This is a genomic window from Kitasatospora sp. NPDC049258 (assembly GCF_040678895.1).
Lineage (GTDB): Bacteria > Actinomycetota > Actinomycetes > Streptomycetales > Streptomycetaceae > Kitasatospora.
The window spans coordinates 51,794-71,832 of record NZ_JBFAQT010000024.1 but is presented as its reverse complement, the minus strand read 5'-3'; the positions used below and the strand labels follow the sequence as shown (position 1 = coordinate 71,832).

Genomic DNA, 20,039 nt, shown 5'->3' with positions numbered 1-20,039 from the left:
CGGTCACAGGCCCAGCGCCGCCCGGCTCAACGCCTCCAGGCCGGGCGCCGGTTCGGCCCCCGCGCCGTACGGCCGGTGCCGCACCCCGTCGTTGACCAGGGCGAACATCGCGTGCACCCGGATCCGGGCCTCGGCCTGGTCGTACGCGGGCCGCACCTGCTGGAGCAGGCCGACCCAGGTCCGCAGGAAGTCACGCCGGAAGTCCACCGCGGCCTTGCGGTCCGCCGGGGCGAGCCGCTCGGTCTCGCTCAGCATCGCGCCCAGGTAGTGGCCGTTGCGCCGGGCGAAGTCCAGGTAGGCGGCCAGACCCGCGGCCAGCGCCGCGCCCGGCCCGGGCGCCTGCGCCAGCGCCAGCGCCCCACCGACCTCGTGCCACAGCCGCTCGCGGCTGCGGACCAGTGCGGCGGCCAGCAGCTCCGCCTTGGTGGCGAAGTGCTTGTAGACGCTCGGGCCGGCGATCCCGACGGCCGCGCCGAGCTGCTCGGTGCTCACATTGTCGAACCCCCGCCGGTCGAACAGCCGGACCGCCGCGACCAGCAGCTCCTCCCGCCGCGACCCCGCCAACGCGCTCGGGGGCGCGAGGGGTCGGACGACGGTCGGGGCGGGGGCCGGATCGGCCGCGAGCAGCGCGCCGCCGAGCTCCCGCAGCAGCTGCTCGAACCGCCGCCGCGGCGGCGCGAAGGTGTGGTGCGAGAGGCTGCCGTACACCGACAGCACCGACCAGCAACGGAACTCGGCCCCCACCGCGCCCGGCCCCTCGACGATCTGCGCCATCCGCCCCACCAGCGCCCGCAACTCCCGCCGCAGCACCGCCCGTTGACCGGGCGGCAGCAGCCTCGCGTCACGCTGCCAGAGCGTCCCGAGGGCCCGGTGGTCGACCGCGGCGGCGGCCAGCGCCGCGCACAGCTCCGCCGGCCCGGCGGCTCCGGCCTCCACCGACTGCGCCAGCGCGGCCAACTCCGCCTCCAGCGCGCAGCGCAGCAGCTCCGGCTTCCCCCGGAAGTGCCGGTACAGCGCCGGCGCGGTGATGCCCACCTCGGCGGCCACCTCGGCCATCGAGACCCGGTGGTAGCCGCGCCGGTGGAACTGCCCGACCGCGGCGGCGACGGCCCGCTCCCGGCGCCCGGGCGGCCGCCGCACGATCACCCGCTCCACCACGCCCCCCTTCACACCCGGCCCACGAAAGCGCCACCCAGGGTAGCAAGCATTCACTTGAGGGCCGCCCGGCCCTGGCGGCAGAAGGCCGGACCACCGGCGGGATCGCCGCGACCATGCTGGACAGCCGAGGCTACCGGCGATTAACTTGTTCCGCGATCAGCCGCTGTCCGAAGGGAGCGCCGCCGTGCGCCGTACCGTCTTCAACGAGGACCACGAGGCCTTCCGGGAGACCATCCGGGACTTCATCTCCAAGGAGGTCGTCCCGGTCTACGAGAGCTGGGAGGCCGAGGGCCACCCGCCGCGCGACTTCTACCGCAAGCTCGGCGAGCTCGGCGTGTACGGCATCGAGGTGCCCGAGGAGTACGGCGGCGCGGGCGAGAGCGGCTTCAAGTACCAGGCGGTGGTCAGCGAGGAGTGCGCCCGCGCGGGCGTCACCTTCGGCTCGTCCGGCGTGCACACCGGCCTGGTGCTGCCGTACCTGCTGGAGTACGCCACCGAGGAGCAGAAGCGGCGCTGGCTGCCCGGCTTCGTCTCCGGCGACATCATGACGGCGATCGCGATGACCGAGCCCGGGGCCGGCTCCGACCTGGCCGGGATCACCACCACCGCCAAGCTCTCCGAGGACGGCACCCACTACGTCCTCAACGGTGCCAAGACCTTCATCACCGGCGGCGTGCTCGCCGACCTGGTGCTGGTGGTCTGCCGCACCTCCCCGTACGACCCCGAGGACCGCCGGGCCGGCCTGTCCATCCTGTGCGTGGACACCACCTCCGAGGGCTACACCGTCGGCCGCAAGCTGCAGAAGATCGGCCTGCGCACCTCCGACACCGCCGAACTCGCCTTCAGCGACATCCGGGTGCCGGTCGGCGATCTGCTGGGCGAGGAGGGCAGGGCCTTCTCCTACCTCACCCACAACCTGGTGCAGGAGCGGCTCGCCATCGCGGTCGGCGCGTACGCCTCGGCCGCGGCCGCGGTGCGCTTCGCGGTGCGGTACGTGCAGGACCGCAAGGTGTTCGGCAAGGCGGTCGCCGAGTTCCAGAACACCAAGTTCACCCTGGCCGACTGCGAGGCCCAGGTGGTCGCCCAGCAGTCCATGGTGGACCGGGCGCTGGAGCTCTACCAGCACGGCGAGCTGACCGTGGCGGACGCCGCCGCGACCAAGCTGTTCTGCACCGAGTCGGCTTCCCAGGTGATCGACAAGTGCCTTCAGCTGCACGGCGGGTACGGCTACATCCTGGAGTACCCGATCGCCCGGCTCTACACCGACAACCGGGTGTTCCGGATCTACGGCGGCACCAGCGAGGTCATGCGCAGCATCATCGCCAAGTCCATGGGGCTGTAGCAGCCGTCGCCGCTCCCGGGTCACCCAGGGGTGACCCGGGAGCGGACCTCGAAGGCCTCGGTCAGTTCACCGAGCTGCCCTGGCTGCTCTCGCTGCGCCAGGCCTCCAGCCCGGCCATCGAGGCCGCCCTGGCCTGCTGCATCGCCCTGGCCGCCCGCTCGGTGGGCGGAGTGTCCATCCGCCGGACGTAGTCGCGCCCGGCGGATGCGAGCGCGACACCCGCGATGACCGCGCCCGCCATGGTGAGCAGGGCACCCACACCGCCGAGCAGCACACCGGTGGTGAGCATCGAGCGGTTGACGTTGAATCCGTCGCTGAACCTGTTGTTGGTCGCCATACCTCCACCATGGGTCCGCGTGCGCCGACGCGCACCCGGAGAGGCCCGTCCGACCCCCTGACGGCACTCCAGCGCGCGCGAGTGGCCGAACAGGCCCTAGGGTCGCGGCGGGGGTCCCGCCCACGCAGGAGGCCGCGATGTCCGAGCCCGAACCCGTCGATCTCAACCTGCTGGCCGACGAGCACAGCGCCAAGGCCGCGGCCAACCCGCACGGCCGCAGCGCCCATCTGCTGCTGCACGACAGCGTCCTGCGGCAGACCGTGATCGCGCTCCGGGCCGAGGCCTCGCTGGACGAGCACAACGCGCCGGTGGCGGCGAGCCTGCAGGTGCTGCGCGGCCGGGTCTCGCTCACCGTCGCCGGCCGGCGCCACGAGCTCACCGCCGGCCAGCTCCACCCCATCCCGCAGGAGCGGCACGGGCTGCTCGCGCACGTCGACTCGGTGGTGCTGCTCACCGCCGTGACCAACTGACCGGCCGACGCCCACCGGCCCGCGCCCGCCGGTCCGCGCCCGCCGGTCCGGCTAGCCCGATCAGCCCCGTCAGTCCCGTGCGCCCCGTCAGCCCCCGCCGAGCACGCCCGCGCTGACCAGCTCCAGGCCGCGCAGCAGCTCCGCGCCGGTCGGCGCCTGGTCCGGGGAGATCAGCCACTGCGCCGCGAGCCCGGCCAGCAGGGCCTGGTAGAAGGCGCCCCGGGCCATCTCGTCCGGAGTGTCGGGGACCTCCGGCAGCCCCTGGAAGATCGCGGACAGCCCGAGCCGCCCGTCCCGCTGGGCCTCCTCGAAGGCCTTCCGCAGCCCCGCGGTGTCGTCCGTATGGGCCATCACCTCGAACTGCGCCGTCCACAGGCCCCGGTTCTCGACGAAGGACCGCCGCACCCGGTCCCAGGCCGCGGCGAACCGCTCCCGCGGGTCGGCCACCCCGGCCGCCTCGGTGAGCGCCTCCCCCACCGTCGCGCCCCAGTCCTCCAGCGCGGAGACCATCGCCTGCGCCAGCAGTTCGTCCTTCGAGCCGTAGTGGTAGCCGATCGCGGCCAGGCTGACGCCGGCGGCGGAGGCGATGTCCCGGGCGGTGGTGCGCCCGTAGCCCTTGTCGAGCAGGCAGCGCTTGGCGCCGACCAGCAGATCCTCGCGATTTCCCATGTCGGCCATGGTAGGCCAGGCATGGACAGATGTCTCGCACAGACGATTTAGACGCTCGTACTAGACAGTTGTGTCACACGCTCGTACAGTCATCCCCATGACCGCAACCACCGGCCTCGCCGGCCGCCGCGCATGGATCGGCCTCGCCGTCCTCCTGCTCCCGACCCTCGTCATCTCGATGGACATGGGCGTGCTCTTCTTCGCCGTCCCGTTCATCGCCACCGACATGAAGCCCAGCGGCACCGAGCAGCTGTGGATCATGGACATGTACTCGTTCCTGCTCGCCGGCCTGCTCATCCCGATGGGAGCGCTCGGCGACCGGATCGGGCGGCGCAGGCTGCTGATCGCGGGCGCCGCCGGCTTCGCCGCGGCCTCGCTGGTCGCGGCCTACGCGGACGGCGCGACCCAGCTGATCGGCGCCCGGGCGCTGCTCGGCGTCGCCGGGGCCACCCTGATGCCGTCCACGCTGGCGCTGATCCGGAACATGTTCCACGACGCCCGGCAGCGGCAGGCCGCGCTCGGCATCTGGACCGGCGCGCTGATGGGCGGCGCCACCCTCGGCCCGGTGGCCGGCGGGCTGCTGCTGGACCACTTCTGGTGGGGCTCGGCCTTCCTCGCCGCCATCCCCGCGATGCTGCTGGTACTGCTGGCCGCGCCGGTGCTGCTGCCCGAGTACCGGGCGCCGGGCGCGGGGCGCTTCGACCTGGCCGGGGCGGCGCTGTCGATCGCCACCGTGCTGCCGGTGGTCTACGGGATCAAGACGCTGGCGGTGGACGGCTGGAGCACCTCCCCGGCCCTGGTGCTGGCGGCCGGCCTGCTGGCCGGCGCCGGGCTGGTGGCCCGGCTGCGCACCGCCGCCCACCCGCTGATCGACGTCGCCCTGTTCCGGATCCGCACCTTCAGCGGCGCGATCACCGTCAACACCATCGCGATGTTCGCCATGATGGGCTTCACCCTCTTCACCTCGCAGTACCTGCAGCTGGTCAAGGGCATGAGCCCGCTGACCGCCTCGCTCTGGGCGCTGCTGCCGAGCGTCGGGGTCGGCGCGGCCGTCGGCGGCATCGGCGCCCTGGCCGGCAAGGTCCGGCCGGCCGTCCTGATGACCGGCGGCTTCCTGGTCGGCGCGGCCGGCTTCGGCCTGATGGCCACGGTCGGCCCGGACACCCCGCTGGTGGTGCTCCTGGTCGCCGCCGGGGTGATCGCGGCCGGCTCGGTCGGCACCATGAGTCTCACCGCCGACATGGTGGTCTCGGCCGCCCCCGCCGAGCGGGCCGGCGCCGCCTCCGCCACCTCGGAGACCGCCAGCGAGCTGGGCAGCTCGCTGGGCATCGCGATCCTCGGCGCGGCCGGCGCGGCGATCTACCGGGCCCGGCTGGACGGCGAGCTGCCGGCCGGGCTGCCGGCCGACGCGGCCCGGGCGGCGCACGACACCCTGGGCGGGGCGGTCACGGTGGCCGGCCAGCTCTCCGGCCGGGCCGGCGGCGATCTGCTGGCGGTCACCCGGAGCGCCTTCGCCGACGGGATGCACGTGGCGGCCGTGGTGGGCCTGGTGGTCATGCTCGGCGCCGCGGTGGCCGCCAACCGGCTGATGCGGCACCTGCCGGCCGCCGCCCCCGCGAAGTCCGAGCGGCCGGAGGTGGCGGCGGCCGCCTGAGCCGGCGGCCGGCCCGCACCGGCCCGACCGCACGCGGATCATCCAGGGCCCCGCCCGACACCAGTCGGCCGGGGCCCTCGCCGTGCCCGCGCACCGCGCCCCGAGCACCTAGCGTGGGCGGCGAAGCCGAGCACCCACCGCAGGAGGCCCGCCACCGATGCCGGAACCAGCCTGGCGCCGCGAGCACGAGGACCCGGACTACCGCTTCACCCTCGCCAACGAGCGCACCTTCCTGGCCTGGATCCGCACCGCGCTGGCCCTGCTGGCGGGGGCGGTCGCGATCGACCAGCTCACCCCGGGCCTGGCGCCCACCGCCGTCCGCGCGGCGCTCGCCGTGGTGCTGGCGCTCGGCGGGGCCGGCCTCGGCGCCGCCGCGTACCGGCGCTGGGTGCGGGTGGAACGGGCGATCAGGGAGGGCGGCCGGCTGCCGTACACCCGCATCATGCTGGTGCTGACGGTCTGCGTGGCGGTGGCGGCCGTGGTCCTCACCATCCTGATCATCAGCTCCGCGCGGTGACCGCCCCGCCACCCGGGGCCGCCGCCGCCCCCGCCCGCGACCCCGGCCTGCAACCGGAGCGGACCTTGCTGGCCTGGGGCCGCACGGCGCTGCTGCTGACCGTCGACGCGATGCTGATCCTGCGCTCCGGCCTGCTCCACCGGCAGCCGGGGCTCAGCGTCATGGGCGGGCTGCTGGCCGCCACGGCCTGCGGGTTCTTCGGGTACGGGCTGCACCGGCGGCGCCGGCTGGAGCGGACCGGGGGCGCCCCGGAGGCCGTGCCGGTCGGCCCGCTGCGGGTGCTCACGCTGGCGGTGACCGTGGCGGCCGCGGGAAGCGCGTGGGCCGTGCTGACCGGCCCCGGCACCGACTAGTGGTCCAGACCACTGAACGCCCGGCACCTGGTTTTCGACCAGCGTTTGCCGGCGGGTGTATACGTTCGCCGACCGGGCCAGGCATACTGGCCAGGTCGGGCATGCCCGTCCGACTTGCATGTTCGGCGAGAACTTCCGCGAAAGGACCGGTGGTCAGGGATGTTCCGTAACGGTCTCGAGCCCTGGCACATCATCATCATGGTGGCAGTGCTCGTCCTGCTGTTCGGCTCCAAGAAGCTTCCCGAGATGGCCCGTGGTCTCGGCAAGTCGATGCGCATCCTCAAGGCCGAGACCAAGGCCCTGCGCGAGGACGACGCTCCGGCCGAGGCGCAGAACGGCACGGCCGCGCAGAACGCGGCCGAGCAGCCCCGACCGGCGGTCGAGCCGACCGTGGTCACCAAGTCCGCCGACAGCACCACCAAGTCGGCCACCGGCGCCTGAGCCCCGCAGCTCCCGAGCCCCCGCCCGTCGCACCCGACGGCGCGGGGGCTCCGCCGTTTCCCGGGCCGCCACCGGGCGCCTGCGGCCAAGTAGCCGTCCGATTTGTTCTGTTATCTCCTGGTACTCGACAGTTCACCGAGTGCTCGGAGGATTCCCATGGCGACCCCCGGCGCACCCACCCCGGACCAGCCGCAGGACCCGGGCAAGCCACCCACCCCGGACCAGCCGCAGGACCCGGGCAAGCCACCCGCCCCGGCGCCGGACGAGCTCGACGAGCTGCACCGGCGGGTCGCGGAGCTGGAGAAGCGCGACCCCCCGCGCCGGCACCGGCTGCGGTCCGCGCTGGCTGCCCTGCTGATCACGCTGGCCGCCGTGCTGACCCCGCTGGCCGCGGTCGCCGCCTGGACGAAGTCCCAGGTCACCGACACCGACCGGTACGTGGCCACGATGGCGCCACTGGCCCAGGACCCGGCCGTCCAGGCCGCCGTCACCAACCGGGTGACCGACCTGATCATGCAGAACCTGCCGATCGACAGCCTGCTCTCCGACATCGCGCCCGCCGACCGCCCGCTGCTCGACTCCGCCCTGCAGAAGATCGGCCCCGCGCTGACCAGCGGGATCACCGGCTTCGTGCACGACCAGGTGCAGCGCCTGGTGGAGAGCGACGCCTTCACCAGCATCTGGATCAACCTCAACCGTGAGGCGCACGCCGCGGTGGACCGGGTGCTCACCGGCGAAGGCGGCGGCGCCGTCCAGATCAAGGGCGACAAGGTGACCCTCGATCTGGCGCCGGTGATCGACCAGGTGAAGACCCGGCTGGTGGACCGGGGCCTGGGGGTCGCGGCGAAGATCCCCGAGGTGCACACCGACTTCACCCTGGTGCAGTCGGACAGCGTCAAGAAGGTGCAGACCGGCTTCCGGGTGCTGGATCTGGCCGGCTTCTGGGTGCCGGTGCTGGCGCTGGTGTGCGCGGCGGGCGGTGTGCTGCTGGCCGCGCGCAGGCGGCGGGCACTGGTCACGGCGGCGCTGGCGATGGCGGTCTGCGTGGGGCTGCTCGGCATCGGGCTCTCGGTGTTCCGGGTGATCTACCTGGACAAGCTGCCGTCCGGGGTCGACCAGGCGGCCGCCTCGGCGGTCTACGACACGCTGATCCGCTACCTGCGCGCCACCGTCCGGGTGGTGCTGGCGCTCGGTGTGGTGGTCGCGCTGGCGGCCTGGCTGTCCGGGCCGGGCCGGCGGGCCGGCGCCGTCCGGGGCTTCTGGCAGGCCGGGATCGGCGCCGTCCGGGAGACCGGTGAGCGGTACGGCATGCGGCTCGGGCCGGTCGGCCGGTTCGTCCACCGCTGGAAGACCTGGCTGGAGTGGACGGCGGTCGGCGCCGCCGTGCTGACGGTGGTGCTGTGGAGCTACCCGACCGCGGTGGTGGTGATCTGGCTGGCCCTCGCACTGCTGCTGGTACTGGCGGTGCTGGAGTTCCTCGACCGGCCCGACCACCCCGGCCACCCCGACCGGCCCGGGCCCGAGCAGCCCACCCGGCCGGACCAACCCGTCCCGGCGGAACCGCGCTGACCAGGGCCGCAGCCCGACCCCGCAGTGGGAAGGTAGGCTATCCATTCAGCGGAGACGAGGGAGCGGACAGCCATGCGAATCGGCGAGTTGAGCAGCCGGACCGGCGTGCCGGTGCCCACCATCAAGTACTACCTGCGCGAGGGCCTGCTGCCGGCCGGTGAGCTGACCAGCCCGAACCAGGCCCAGTACGGCGAGGCGCACGTCCACCGGCTGAAGCTGGTGCGCGCCATGATCGACGTCGGCCGGCTCTCGATCGCCTCCGCCCGCGATGTGCTCACCGCGCTGGACACCCCGGGCGGCTCGCTGCACGACACCCTCGGGGTCGCGCTCACCGCCGTCACGGCGCCGATGCCCGCCACCCTGCCGGGCGGGGAGAGCGCCACCGAGAGCGCGGTGCGGGAGCAGGCCGAGGGGGCGGTGGAGGAACTGGTCGGCCGGCTCGGCTGGCAGGTCAAGCCCGAGAGCCCGGCCCGGCAGGCGCTGGCCCAGGTGATCGTCACCTTCCGCACCCTCGGCCAGGGCGAGCTGGTCGGGCTGCTGGACGACTACGCCGTCGCGGCCGAGCGGCTCGCCGCCGCCGAGGTCGCGGCGGTGGCCACCCATCCGGACCCGGACGGCCTGGTGGAGAGCGCGGTCATCGGCACCGTCCTCGGCGACGCCGCCCTCGCGGCCCTGCGGCGGCTGGCCCAGGAGGACGCCTCGCACCGCCTGTTCGCGACCCAGCAGTCGGCGGTCGGCTCGTAGGTCCCGTCCAGGCCCCGCCTGCCACTCCTGCCCCCTCCTGCCCCCTCCTGCCCCCGAACGGCTCAGCCGGGCCGCGCGTGGCGGCGCGGGCTCCCGCAGGCTGGACGGGACCGTCGTGTCCCGACCCCCGGGGGAGCCCATGAGCCGCACCGTCGGCCGGCCGATGCAGTGGGCGATCACCCTCGGGCTGCCGACCCTGCTGTTCACCGTCTGGTTCGCGATCCCGCTGAACGTCTTCGGGCCGCACAACCCCACCCTCAGCTGGATCGTCTTCAGCCTGGCACTCGCCGGGGTGGCGATCATGCTGCTCTGGCAGATCCAGCAGGAGCTGGTCGGCGGCAAGGGCCATCCGGTGCTGGTGATCATGATGGTGCTGTGCTTCTCGATCCTGCTGTTCGCCACCGCCTACCTGGCGATGGCCCGCACGGAGGGCGAGTTCTCGGGCGGGCTGACCACCAAGGTGGACGCGCTCTACTTCACCGTGATCACGATGGCCACGGTCGGCTACGGCGACATCGTGCCCTCCGGACAGTCCGCCCGGGTGGTGGTGATGGTGCAGATCCTCTACACCTTCGTCTTCCTGACCGCGGGCGGTGCCTCGATCAACCGCCGGGTGCGCAGCGGCCTGGAGCAGCGGGCCGACCGCCGCCGCCACCAGGGCTGAGCCACTCGGTCAGCCGTTCTGGTCCTGCTGGTCCTGCTGGGCCTGGACCGCGCCGATCAGCGCGTTCAGCCGGTTCTGCCAGTTCTGGGTGGTGTCGGCGTCGATCGCGTGCCGCTTGCCGAGATCCTTGACCAGCCGCTGGGCGCCGCGGAGCTCCTCCTCGGCGTCGTCCGGGCGGCGCTCGACCACCGACAGGGCGGCCGCGTCGAGCACCCGGAGCAGGTCGATCTGGCGATCCCGGTCGTGCGGCATTCTGGTCTGCGCGACGACCGCTCTGAACTGGGCGATCCCGACAGCCGCGTTCGTCTTCCCGGTCGGGCTGGGCGAGGCGGACGGTGACGGGGACGCGCTGCGGCTGGGCGTCACCGGGCTGCTGCTCGGCGCGGGCGCCGGCGCCGGTGCGGACCCGGTCGCCCGGGTGGCGGCCGCGGGAGTGGCCGGACCGGCCGCCTTGGCGGCGCCGGCCGAGGAGCCGTCCAGGCTGAGCGCGGCGATCACCACCGCGACCGCGGCCACCGCGACGCCGGCCCCGGCGATGATCAGCGGGCGGCGGTTCGGCGGCGGCTCCTCGTCCTGCTCGTCGTACCCCTGTGAGTACTCCTGGGAGTACTCCTGCGGCGGGGCCGACTGCACCGGGGGGAGCACCGAGGTGTGCCGGTCCTGCTGGTGCGGCGGCTGCGGGGTGAGCAGCGCGGCCGCCACCGGTGGCAGCACCTGGGTGGCCGCGCCCGCGCCCGTGCCCAGCAGCTGCCCGGTGGGGTCGGGCCGGCTCGCGCCCGGCGCGGCGGCCAGCAGCTCGGCCCGGGCCTGGCCGGCATCGGCCGGGCGCCCGTCCGGGTGCTTGGCGAGCAGCCGCAGCACGGCGGTGTCCAGCGCCGGCGGTACGTCGGGCCGGTGGACGGAGACCGGCACCGGGTACTCGGTGACGTGCTTGTAGGCGATCGCGACCGGGGTGTCGGCGTCGAACGGGGGCGCGCCGGTGAGCATCTCGACCAGCACGCAGCCGACCGCGTACAGGTCCGCGCGGGCGTCGACGGCACCGGCGGTGGCCTGCTCGGGCGAGAGGTAGGCGGCGGTGCCGAGCACCGTCGCGGCCTGGGTGAGCTGGGCGGACGAGGAGGAGCCGGCCCGGGCGATGCCGAAGTCGACCACCTTCACCCCGCCGTCGGCGGTGATCATGATGTTGCCCGGTTTGATGTCGCGGTGCACCAGACCCTGGGCGTGGGCGGCCTCCAGCGCCTCGCAGACCGCGGCGGCCACCCCGACCGCCCGCTCCACCGGCATCGGGCCGCCGTCGGCGATCACCCGGCTGAGCGTTCGGCCCGGCACCAGCTCCATGACGATGTAGGGGGACAGCTGGTCCACCCCGGAGTCGAAGACCATCGCCACCCGGGGGTGCACCAGCATCGCGGCGTGCTGGGCCTCCCGGGCGAAGCGCTCGCCGAACCTGGGGTCGTCGGCGAGGCCGCCGTTGAGCACCTTGACGGCCACCTGGCGGCCGAGCTGGCGGTCGACCCCGCGCCAGACGGTGGCCATGCCGCCGACGCCGAGTATCTCGACGAGTTCGTACCGCCCGTTCAGCGCGCGTCCGATCACCGGGAACCGCTCCCCTCACTCCGACGGCCCAAGGCTTCAGTTCGCCTCGCGCACCTGTGCACGATAGCGGCCGGGCGCGTCGGCGCAGGAGCCGCAGCGGCCCGGGGCCCGGGATCCGAGGCCGGGCGGGCGGTGGACACGGGGGAGCCCACCGACCGCCCGGAGTCTTCGGGGTACCGGCAGCGCCGTCGCAGCACTGCCACCGGTCGGGCAGCGGGCCCGGGGGGATTCGCCCGCCGCCCGACCGGAGTCTCGGTTCACCCTCGGCGGCCGCCCGAGGGTGAGGGTGCGGCGGTCGTCGGCCGGTCCGTCCTGGGGGACGGGGTCGTCCTGCGACCGTCCCGGCCCGGGGAGGGGTCGGTGCCCGGCTGGTCGTCGCGGAGCAGGCCCGCGCAGTAGTCGGCCGCGCGACCGGTGGTGCCGGCCGCCCGGAAGAGCGGCTGGAAGGACCGCTCCCGCATCAGGTCGACGAGGTGTTCGCCGCTGCGCAGCCGGTCGCCGAAGGTGCGGCAGAGCGGGGCCAGCGCGGGCCCCGCGGCGGAGGCGTCGGCGGTCGGCGAACCGCTCGGCCGGGCGCCGGGCGCGCTGCTCCCGGCGGGGCCGGCGCCCGGCGCCGCGGCCGGGCCGCCGGGGCGGGCCGAGGCCGTCGTCGCGCCCGGGCCGGGTGAGCGGTCGGACGTCCGGGCCGCGGACGCGCCGGCGCCGGTCGGTGCCGCGGGCACGGCGCTCGCCCGCTGGCCCGGCTGCGGCCCGCCGCCCAGGCCGGCCGGCAAGGTCCCGGTGCCCGCGGCCACGGCGACGCCGCCGAGCGCGGTGGCGGCGAACGCGGCGGCGAGGGCCTTCGCGCTGAAGGCCCGCGCGAGCGCGGTGTCCGCCATGGTTCGTCTCCGGGGCTGGGCTGTGGGGCTGGTCGATGCGGTGGGGCCGGTCGGGCTGAGACGGGCCTGCCGGAACGCGGCCAGGGCTGCCTGCTCCCCGGTCTGCTCCGCCTCGGCCGCCGGGGCGGCGGCTGCGGCGAGCAGCCCGGCGAGTGCCGGGTGACCGGTGACGGCGGCCCGACCGGCCTCCGGGTCGGCCCCGGTGCCGGCGAGCAGGTGCTCGGCGGCCTCGCGGTCGATCCGGCGGGATCGGTTGGTGCTCATCTCATGTCCTTCAGCGTCGCGGCTCGTCGCGGTGTCACACCCTGCGGGGAAATTTCTTTCGCGGCCGGCCCGGCCGCCGCGCCCGGCGGTGCGGAACCCCGCCCGGGGGTCCGGCCGGCCGCCTCGGCGCGGGGCCTGGCCGGCACCCCGGCACCGGCTCCGCCGACCTGCTCCAGCAGCCCGGCCAGCCGGCGCAGTCCCCGGTGGGAGGCCATCCGGACGCTGCCGGCGCGCTTGCCGAGCACCTGGGCGGCGCTCTCGGCGTCCAGCTCCAGGACCACTCGGAGCAGCACCGCCTCGGCCTGGTCGCGGGGCAGCCGGGCGATCAGCGCGAGCGCGTCCGCGGTGGTCACGGTGGTCAGCGCGGCCGTGGCGGTGTCCTCGGCGGCGGCGAGTTCGGCCAGGTACTCGACCGGGAGGTCGGCGACCGGGCGGCGGCGCTGGCGGCGCAGGTGGTCCATGGCGCGGTTGCGGGCGATGGTGGCGACCCAGGCGCGGAAGCCGGCGGAGTCCCCGGTGAATCGCCCGAGGTCCCGGGCGACCTGGAGCCAGGCCTCGGAGGCGATGTCCTCGGCGTCCTCGGCGCGGCCGCCGACCAGCATCCGCAGGTAGCGCAGCAGGCCCGGCTGGACGGCCCGGAAGAGCAGCCGGAAGGCCTCCTCGTCACCGTCGCGGGCGGCCTCGACGGCTGCCGCGAGGTCGACCCGCCGGTCCGGCGGACGTCCCTGACCTGCCGGAACGCCGTCCTGGCCGATCGAGCTGCCGACTCCGTCGTCGGCGCCCGCCGCATGGTGGTCTGCACTGTGCACCCGCCACATGATGCGTGATCGAGGCCGCGGGCGGGTGGCCGGGCCCCGTCCTGCGGGTACGGGACGAAAGTCCTGTCAGCTGCTGCCATTCGCCCGCGGCCGGCCGAGCCGCCCGAGGCATAGGTTCGTCAGCGGACGGCCGCACCGGCCTCTGCCCCTCCCCCCACGGAACTGTGATGACGACTGCCCAGGAGCTCTTCGCGGAAGGCATGCGCGAGCACTTCGCGCCCGCCGTCCGCGCGCTCGGCCTGATCGGCTGCGGGCTCTCGTTCACCCTGCCGGACGAGGAGTGCTGGGCGCTGCTCGGGGTGCAGCTCGCCGGCGCCGACGAGCGGGCCGTCCGGTACACCCTGAACCTCGGGATCACCCCCAAGGCCCGCTGGGGCGGCCGGGCGCTGCGGCCCGACCCCAACACCGTCACCGGTCTGGAGATCTGGCGGGCCGGGATCGGCGAGCTGATGCCGGTCGGCGAGCAGGTGTGGTGGGAGGTGGCGCCCGGGCCGCGCTGGCAGGTCGCGGTGCAGGACTCGGTGGCCGCCGTCCGGCACCACGGGCTGCCCGAACTGCTGCGCCGGCTGGACGGCCCCGCCGCCGCGCCGTACCTGACCCCCGCCGAGCTGGAGGCGGTGAACGCCGCGCTGGCGCAGGCCGCCGTGGCCCGGATCAAGCGGGCCGAGCTGCTCGGCCCCGCGCTGGTGCTGACCGGCGCGTGGAGCCGGGCCGACCCGGTCGCCCGGGAGGTGCTGGCGGGCGCCGCCCGGGGCTTCCTGTCGGCCGGGGACGACCGCTTCGACCGGGTCCGCTGCCTCGACACGCTCGGCCGGGAACTCTGGCTGTTCGACACCCCGGGGCCGCCGCCGGCGGAACCGGAGGAGGCCCGGCGCCCGTCCTGATCAGAAGCCGGGGGCACGGGCCCCGGGCATCGAGGACACGGGGGACGCGGCGGCATGCACACCGGGACGACGGACGACCGACAGCTGACCTGGGACGGCTGCCTCAACGTACGCGACCTCGGCGGCCTGCCCACGGCCGGCGGCGGCCGCACCCGCCGGGGCGCCGTGGTCCGCGCCGACAACCTCGACTCGCTCACCGCCGAGGGCTGGACCGCCCTGCGGGAGTACGGCGTGCGGACGGTGGTCGACCTGCGCGACGAGGCGGACTTCCGGCCCCGGCTGCCGCACCCGGCCGGGGTCGACCTGGTCCGGGTCCCGCTGGACGAGCTGGCCGGCCCCGACTGGTGGGCCAGGTTCGGCGGGCTGGACGGCACGCCGCTGGCCTTCCGGCCGTACCTGGACGACTGCCGGCACGCCGTCACCGCGCTGCTCACCGCCGTCGCCCGGGCCCGGCCCGGCGGGGTGGTGGTGCACTGCGGGGCGGGCCGCGACCGGACGGGGCTGGCCGCCCTGGTCCTGCTGGCGGTGGCCGGGGTGGAGCACCGGGCGATCGCCGCCGACTACCTGCTCAGCACCGAGAACCTCCGGCCGCTGTGGGGCATGCTCGGCCGGCCCGACGAGGCGGTGGTGATCGAGCGGATCCTGAGCGAGGCGGGCACCACCGCGACGGCGGCGCTGCTGGAGGTGCTGGCCGAGTTCGAGCCGGACGGCTACCTGCCGGCCGCCGAACTGGCCACCGTCCGGGCCCGGTTGCTGGGCTGATCGGCCGGCCGACCGGTCACCACAACCGGTCGATCTCGCCCGGGTGCAGCGCGATCCGGGCACCCGGGAACGACCCGCGGTGCGCCCGGGCCCGGGCGGTGACGAACTCCGCCAGCACCACCTTGTCGAACCGGTCGCTGGGGAACGGCCGTTCGGCCGTGCCGCCGACCAGCACCGCACCGGGCAGCGGCTGCCAGCCGGCCCGCCGGTAGAACCCCTCCAACGGCCGGTCGCAGCTGAACAGCCCGAGGTCGGCGCCCAGTTCGGCGAGCTCCGCCCGGGCGGCGGCGACCAGCCGCCCGCCGTGGCCGCGCCCCCGCCGGGCCCGGTCGGTGACCACGGCCGACAGGCCGCGGGCCCGGAACACCCGCCCGGCATGGGTGATCTCCTTGCCGAGCAGGTCGAGCGCGGCGAGCACCCGGCCGGAGTCCACCAGCAGCATCGAGCGCGGGTCCAGCGCCGGATCGTGGCTGAGCCCCGGGTCGGGCTCCCCGGTCGGCCAGGCCTGCTCCTGCAACTCCCAGACCTGCTCGCGCAGTCCGGCCGGCAGCTCGGCCTCCGGGTACCTCAGCAGTTCCATCCGCCCGCCTCCCGCCATGGTCCTGCGCACCGCGCCCCGTGCACCGCGCCCCGTCCACGCCGACGGTCGGTGCAGCGTACGGGACCGCCCGGGCACCGGCGCGCCGGTAAACCATTCGCCCTCGACCGGCCGCCGCGGCAAGACTTGTCGGCATGGTGGAATTCGCCGACTTCGACACCCGTCACTACCCGATGGTGGACGTCCGGACCGGCTACGCCGGGTGGGCCGAGACCTACGAGCGGACCGTGCAGGACGCGATGGACCTCGGGGTGCTGGCGCGGCTCGCCGTCCCCCGGTGGGACGGCTTCGGGCGCGCCGCCGATCTGGGCTGCGGCACCGGCCGGACCGGTGCCTGGCTGCGCGCGCAGGGCGTGGCCGCGGTCGTCGGGGTCGACCTGACCCCCGAGATGCTCGAGCTGGCCCGCGCCAGGGGCGCCCACGAGCACCTGGTCGAGGCCGACCTGGCCGCCACCGGGCTGCCCTCGGACGGCTACGACCTGGTGATCTCCTCGCTGGTGGACGAGCACCTGGCCGAGCTCGGCCCGCTCTACCGCGAGGCCCGCCGGCTGGCCCGCCCGGGCGGGCTGTGCGTGCTGGTCGGGCTGCACCCGTACTTCATCATGGCCGCCGGGATGCCCACCCACTTCGATGCGCCCGACGGCGCCCCGACGGCCATCACCACCCACGTCCACCTGGTCAGCGAGCACCTCTCGGCGGGCCTGGCGGCCGGCTGGCAGCTCGCCGAGATGCGCGAGGCGGTGGTGGACGAGGAGTGGATCGCGCTGAAGCCCACCTGGGAGCGCTACCGCAGCCACCCGGTCTCGGCGGCCTACGTCTGGCGCAACCCGGCCTGAGCCGGGGCCTGCCCGCTCAGAAGCCCGACGTCGGGCTGGTCAGCACGCGGGTGCGGCCGTCGGCGCGGGCGGCCAGGCCGGCCGCCAGGCGCGGCGAGCGGGCGGGCCCGAGCAGGGCCAGCGCCTCCTCGGGCTCGGCCCAGCGGTGGTCGTCCAGCTCGCCGGCCGGCAGGGTGACCGGGGTGTCGGCCGCGATGGTGCCCAGGTCGAACAGGAAGTGGCCGGCGGGGTGGTCGAGGTCGGCGGCGGGGTTGGTCCAGGCGACCACCAGCAGGTCGCCGGCCTCGCGCACGATGCCGGTCTCCTCCAGCAGCTCGCGGGAGGCGCACTGCTGCGGGTTCTCGCCGAGGTCGACCGTGCCGCCGACGAACTGCCAGTGCTCCCGGTAGCCGGCCTTGACGATCAGCACCCGGCCCTCGGGGTCGGTGATCAGGCAGCCGGCGGCGGCGTACACCCGGGGCAGCGAGGCGAGCCACTCCTCGCGGGACTTGAGCGGCGGGCTGTCCGACATGGCGCTCCTTCGGTACGGGACGGTGTCGGACCCACTCTGGCAGCCCGGGCGGCCGTGCGGGCACCGGATGGGGCGGCACCCTCGGCGAGGGTGCCGCCCCATCCGGTGCGGTGCTCAGTGCGCGGAGTGCTTCTCGGCGCCGCGGTGCCGGTGGCCGGGGAGTTCGGCGTGGTGGGCCAGGCCGGGCGGTGGGGCGGTGGCCGCGAAGGTGCGGCGGCCGCCGTGGCTGAAGGTGTCGTCGCCGAAGTACGCGCCGGTGCGGGCCGCGGTCGGATTGTCGGTGTGGAGCTGTGGCGCGAGTGGGCTCGGGCTGGCCGCCATCGAGCGGCGCTCCAGGATGTCCTGGGTCCCTCGGCGGAGCTTGGTCATCTTGGCCGTCGATCGTTTGGTCATCATCGACCTCCCTTCGGCCTCCGCCCGCTCCCGCAGGTCGCGGGCCGGGGCGTGGCGCACGGTCCGGCGTCCGTTCCGGTATGCCCGGTTATCTGCTGGTATACACCCCTGATCGATCCCTGGCATTCCGCCGTACGACGGCTGCGGTTGGTGCCCGTGTGGGAGCATGCCGCGTGGCCACGGTGATACAAGACGATCATTCCCGGACCGCACCCGCCGGGCCTCCCGAGCAGGGCGGCCCGAAGAGCGGCGACCCGCTGCGCGTGCGGCACCCCGCGGCGCTGATCCGCCTGCTGGCCGGCCTCGCCGCCGTCGGACTCACCCTGCTGATCGCCGACTACGCCCAGCTCACCGCCACCGGCCTGGACCACGACATCTCGCTCGGCGCCGACCTGCTGCCGGGCGCCCCGGTCCGGGTGGCCGGCACCCTGTGCACCGCCGCCCTGCTGCTCGTCCCGCTCGCCTTCGCCGTCGCCCGGCTGCTGCGCGGCGACCGCCGCCGGGTGACCGACGGCGTCCTCGCCGCCGTGATCGCCTTCGGGCTCGCGATCGGCCTCGACCTCGCCGTCGCCGGACTGGCCACCCTCACCCACTCCGCCCCCGACGGCCCCGGCCGGACCGACCCGGTGTACGGGCACCTGGCCCCCGTCCTCGCCTTCATGACCACCGTGGGCACCGTCGGCCACAACCGGTGGCGCACCGCGCTCACCGTCGCGCTCACCCTGGCGGGCCTGTCCGGCCTGCTGACCGGCTACGCCACCCCGCTCTCGCTGCTGCTCGGCCTGCTGGTCGGCTGGACGGCCGCGCACGGCACCCGGTACGCGCTCGGCGAGCCCACCAGCCTGCCCACCGACCGGCAGCTGCGCACCACCCTCGGCAAGGCCGGGGTCCGGCCCGAGCGGATCCGCCGGGCCGGCCCCAACCGGTACCTGGTCACCCAGCCCGACGGCCGCCCCGAGCTGGACGTCCGGCTGCTCGACCGGCAGGCCCAGGCCAGCGGGCTGCTGCACCGCATCTGGCAACTGCTGCGCCTGCGCACCGCACCCCCCGCACTCGGCCTGCGCCCGCTGCGCACCGCGCTGGAGCGCCAGGCCCTGCTCGCGTACGCGGCGACCGCCGCCGGCGTGCGCACCCCGGCGCCGCTGGCCGTCGCCGAGCTCGGGCCGGACGCCGCCGTGGTGGCCTACCCGCTGCTGGACGCCCGGCCGCTGCACGAGCTGGCCGACGAGGAGCTGACCGACGCGGTGCTGGCCGACGCCTGGCAGCAGCTGCGGCTGCTCCAGCGCCGGCAGCTGGCCCACCGGACCATCGGCCCGGACAGCGTGCTGGTGGACGCCGCCGGCGCGGTCCACCTGGTCGACCTGGCCGACGGCGAGATCGCGGCCGGCGAGCTGCTGCTCAAGCTGGATCTGGCCGGACTGCTCACCGTCCTCGCCCTGCGGGTCGGACCGGAGCGGGCCGTGCTCTCCGGGATGGCGGCGCTCGGCCAGGGGCCGGTCGGCGCCGCCCTGCCGCTTCTCCAGCCGATCGCGCTCGCCCGCGACACCCGGGCCGCCCTGCGCGAGCACCCGGGGCTGGTCGCCGAGGTCCGCGCCGAGGTGCTGCGCAGCCTGCCGCAGGCGCCCGCCGAGCCGGTCCGGCTGGAGCGGCTGCGGCCGCGCACCCTGATCACCGTGCTGGCCGGGATGCTGGCGGGCTTCCTGCTGCTGAAGGAGCTGTTCCGGGGCAGCAACCCGATCACCGTGCTGGCCGGGGCCGACCCGCTCTGGCTGGCCGCGGCCGCGGCGGTCGCGATGCTCAGCCACCTGGCGGCCGCCCTAGGGTTGATCGGCTTCGTGCCCGAACGCCTCCCCTACGGCCGCACCCTGGTGGCGCAGGTGGCCGGGTCCTTCGTCAAGGTGGTGTCGCCGACCGCGGTTGGCGGGGCCGCGCTCAACACCCGCTACCTGCAGCGCAGCGGAATCCCGACCGCCCAGGCGCTGTCCAGCGTGGGCGCCGCGCAGCTGCTCGGGATGGTCCTGCACCTGCTGCAACTGGCCTGGTTCGGCTGGCTGGTCGGCCGCGGCCCGGGCAACGAGATGCCCAATCCGGTGGTGATGGCCGTGGTGGTGTCGGTCCTGGGGCTGCTGGTGCTGGCGGCGATGGCCGTGCCGTGGCTGCGCCGCCGGCTCCAGGCGCTGCTGCGCCCGCTGCGGGCCGAGGTGCTGCCGCGGCTGCTCGACCTGCTCCAGCAGCCCGGCAAGCTGGCCGCCGGGGTGGCCGGCCAGCTCTTGGTCTCGCTGGCCTTCGTCACCTGCCTGTACTGCTGCGCCCGGGCGATCGGCCAGGTGCCCGGGTACTCCGCGGTCGGCTTCACCCTGATGACCGGGAACGCGGTCGGCTCGGCCGTGCCGACCCCGGGCGGGGTGGGCGGCGTGGAGACGGCGCTCCAACAGCTGCTGGCCAGCCTCGGCGGGATGGACGACGGCACCGCGCTCGCGGTGGTCGTGCTCTACCGGCTGCTCACCTTCGTCCTGCCGGTCCTGCCCGGTTGGGCCGCCTTCGCCTGGCTGCAGCGGCGCAAGGCGCTCTAGGGCCAGGG

22 protein-coding genes are annotated in these 20,039 nt (G+C 75.3%); 13 read left to right on the top strand and 9 right to left on the bottom strand.

Annotation, left to right across the window (positions count from 1 at the left end):
* Nucleotides 1-3 precede the first annotated feature (3 nt).
* Nucleotides 4-1,155 carry a helix-turn-helix domain-containing protein gene (locus AB0K43_RS20945; protein WP_363641858.1) on the bottom strand — a complete coding sequence of 384 codons (1,152 nt, stop codon included), beginning with the start codon at nt 1,153-1,155 and terminating at the stop codon, nt 4-6.
* 187 nt (nt 1,156-1,342) lie between these two features.
* Here AB0K43_RS20945 and AB0K43_RS20940 point away from each other — a divergent pair, with 187 nt between their 5' ends.
* The gene (locus AB0K43_RS20940) at nt 1,343-2,500 is read left to right on the top strand and encodes an acyl-CoA dehydrogenase family protein (RefSeq protein WP_363641856.1); all 1,158 of its coding nucleotides are present in this window, start codon (nt 1,343-1,345) and stop codon (nt 2,498-2,500) included.
* Nucleotides 2,501-2,561: 61 nt separating this feature from the next.
* On the opposite strand, the gene AB0K43_RS20935 is transcribed toward AB0K43_RS20940, so the two are convergent.
* A complete protein-coding gene (locus AB0K43_RS20935; protein ID WP_363641854.1) occupies nt 2,562-2,837 on the bottom strand; it encodes a hypothetical protein in 276 nt (91 codons plus the stop codon).
* A gap of 137 nt (nt 2,838-2,974) precedes the next feature.
* On the opposite strand from AB0K43_RS20935, the gene AB0K43_RS20930 reads away from it, so the two are divergent.
* Nucleotides 2,975-3,307: a cupin gene (locus AB0K43_RS20930; protein WP_363641852.1), complete on the top strand. Its 333-nt coding sequence runs from the start codon at nt 2,975-2,977 to the stop codon at nt 3,305-3,307.
* An 87-nt stretch (nt 3,308-3,394) separates the two neighbouring features.
* On the opposite strand, the gene AB0K43_RS20925 is transcribed toward AB0K43_RS20930, so the two are convergent.
* On the bottom strand, nt 3,395-3,976 hold the full coding sequence (locus AB0K43_RS20925) for a TetR/AcrR family transcriptional regulator (protein WP_363641850.1): 582 nt from the start codon (nt 3,974-3,976) through the stop codon (nt 3,395-3,397).
* Nucleotides 3,977-4,073: 97 nt separating this feature from the next.
* Here AB0K43_RS20925 and AB0K43_RS20920 point away from each other — a divergent pair, with 97 nt between their 5' ends.
* The 7 genes from AB0K43_RS20920 to AB0K43_RS20890 all read left to right on the top strand — a co-directional run bounded on the left by AB0K43_RS20920 (nt 4,074) and on the right by AB0K43_RS20890 (nt 9,918).
* Nucleotides 4,074-5,630 (top strand): MFS transporter, encoded by a 1,557-nt coding sequence (locus tag AB0K43_RS20920; protein WP_363641848.1) that lies wholly within the window; start codon nt 4,074-4,076, stop codon nt 5,628-5,630.
* A gap of 157 nt (nt 5,631-5,787) precedes the next feature.
* Nucleotides 5,788-6,147 (top strand): DUF202 domain-containing protein, encoded by a 360-nt coding sequence (locus tag AB0K43_RS20915; protein ID WP_363641846.1) that lies wholly within the window; start codon nt 5,788-5,790, stop codon nt 6,145-6,147.
* Nucleotides 6,144-6,500: a DUF202 domain-containing protein gene (locus tag AB0K43_RS20910; RefSeq protein ID WP_363641844.1), complete on the top strand. Its 357-nt coding sequence runs from the start codon at nt 6,144-6,146 to the stop codon at nt 6,498-6,500. The genes AB0K43_RS20915 and AB0K43_RS20910 overlap by 4 nt, the downstream gene beginning before the upstream one ends.
* 159 nt (nt 6,501-6,659) lie before the next feature.
* Nucleotides 6,660-6,941 carry a Sec-independent protein translocase subunit TatA gene (gene tatA, locus AB0K43_RS20905; protein WP_363641842.1) on the top strand — a complete coding sequence of 94 codons (282 nt, stop codon included), beginning with the start codon at nt 6,660-6,662 and terminating at the stop codon, nt 6,939-6,941.
* 156 nt (nt 6,942-7,097) lie between these two features.
* On the top strand, nt 7,098-8,510 hold the full coding sequence (locus AB0K43_RS20900; protein ID WP_363641840.1) for a hypothetical protein: 1,413 nt from the start codon (nt 7,098-7,100) through the stop codon (nt 8,508-8,510).
* A 72-nt stretch (nt 8,511-8,582) separates the two neighbouring features.
* Nucleotides 8,583-9,254 carry a MerR family transcriptional regulator gene (locus AB0K43_RS20895; RefSeq protein ID WP_363641838.1) on the top strand — a complete coding sequence of 224 codons (672 nt, stop codon included), beginning with the start codon at nt 8,583-8,585 and terminating at the stop codon, nt 9,252-9,254.
* 139 nt (nt 9,255-9,393) lie between these two features.
* A complete protein-coding gene (locus tag AB0K43_RS20890) occupies nt 9,394-9,918 on the top strand; it encodes an ion channel (protein ID WP_363641836.1) in 525 nt (174 codons plus the stop codon).
* 9 nt (nt 9,919-9,927) lie between these two features.
* Here the strand turns inward: AB0K43_RS20890 and AB0K43_RS20885 are convergent, their stop codons facing one another.
* The 3 genes from AB0K43_RS20885 to AB0K43_RS20875 all read right to left on the bottom strand — a co-directional run bounded on the left by AB0K43_RS20885 (nt 9,928) and on the right by AB0K43_RS20875 (nt 13,474).
* The gene (locus tag AB0K43_RS20885) at nt 9,928-11,514 is read right to left on the bottom strand and encodes a protein kinase (protein ID WP_363641834.1); all 1,587 of its coding nucleotides are present in this window, start codon (nt 11,512-11,514) and stop codon (nt 9,928-9,930) included.
* 257 nt (nt 11,515-11,771) lie between these two features.
* Nucleotides 11,772-12,656 carry a hypothetical protein gene (locus AB0K43_RS20880; protein ID WP_363641832.1) on the bottom strand — a complete coding sequence of 295 codons (885 nt, stop codon included), beginning with the start codon at nt 12,654-12,656 and terminating at the stop codon, nt 11,772-11,774.
* Nucleotides 12,653-13,474, bottom strand: a complete 822-nt coding sequence (locus AB0K43_RS20875) for an RNA polymerase sigma factor (RefSeq protein ID WP_363641830.1) — start codon at nt 13,472-13,474, stop codon at nt 12,653-12,655. The genes AB0K43_RS20880 and AB0K43_RS20875 overlap by 4 nt, the downstream gene beginning before the upstream one ends.
* A 167-nt stretch (nt 13,475-13,641) precedes the next feature.
* Between AB0K43_RS20875 and AB0K43_RS20870 the strand changes: the two genes are divergently transcribed.
* On the top strand, nt 13,642-14,358 hold the full coding sequence (locus tag AB0K43_RS20870) for a hypothetical protein (RefSeq protein WP_363641828.1): 717 nt from the start codon (nt 13,642-13,644) through the stop codon (nt 14,356-14,358).
* Between the two features lie 54 nt (nt 14,359-14,412).
* Nucleotides 14,413-15,120, top strand: a complete 708-nt coding sequence (locus tag AB0K43_RS20865; RefSeq protein ID WP_363641826.1) for a tyrosine-protein phosphatase — start codon at nt 14,413-14,415, stop codon at nt 15,118-15,120.
* A 16-nt stretch (nt 15,121-15,136) separates the two neighbouring features.
* Here the strand turns inward: AB0K43_RS20865 and AB0K43_RS20860 are convergent, their stop codons facing one another.
* The gene (locus AB0K43_RS20860) at nt 15,137-15,700 is read right to left on the bottom strand and encodes a GNAT family N-acetyltransferase (protein WP_363641824.1); all 564 of its coding nucleotides are present in this window, start codon (nt 15,698-15,700) and stop codon (nt 15,137-15,139) included.
* A 152-nt stretch (nt 15,701-15,852) separates the two neighbouring features.
* On the opposite strand from AB0K43_RS20860, the gene AB0K43_RS20855 reads away from it, so the two are divergent.
* Nucleotides 15,853-16,554, top strand: a complete 702-nt coding sequence (locus tag AB0K43_RS20855) for a class I SAM-dependent methyltransferase (protein WP_363641822.1) — start codon at nt 15,853-15,855, stop codon at nt 16,552-16,554.
* Between the two features lie 16 nt (nt 16,555-16,570).
* Here the strand turns inward: AB0K43_RS20855 and AB0K43_RS20850 are convergent, their stop codons facing one another.
* Entirely contained in the window at nt 16,571-17,065 is a 495-nt protein-coding gene (locus AB0K43_RS20850) for an NUDIX hydrolase (protein WP_363641820.1), read from the bottom strand.
* Nucleotides 17,066-17,179: 114 nt separating this feature from the next.
* Nucleotides 17,180-17,461 (bottom strand): hypothetical protein, encoded by a 282-nt coding sequence (locus AB0K43_RS20845; protein WP_363641818.1) that lies wholly within the window; start codon nt 17,459-17,461, stop codon nt 17,180-17,182.
* 170 nt (nt 17,462-17,631) lie between these two features.
* Here AB0K43_RS20845 and AB0K43_RS20840 point away from each other — a divergent pair, with 170 nt between their 5' ends.
* A complete protein-coding gene (locus AB0K43_RS20840; RefSeq protein WP_363641816.1) occupies nt 17,632-20,031 on the top strand; it encodes a lysylphosphatidylglycerol synthase transmembrane domain-containing protein in 2,400 nt (799 codons plus the stop codon).
* Nucleotides 20,032-20,039 lie beyond the last annotated feature (8 nt).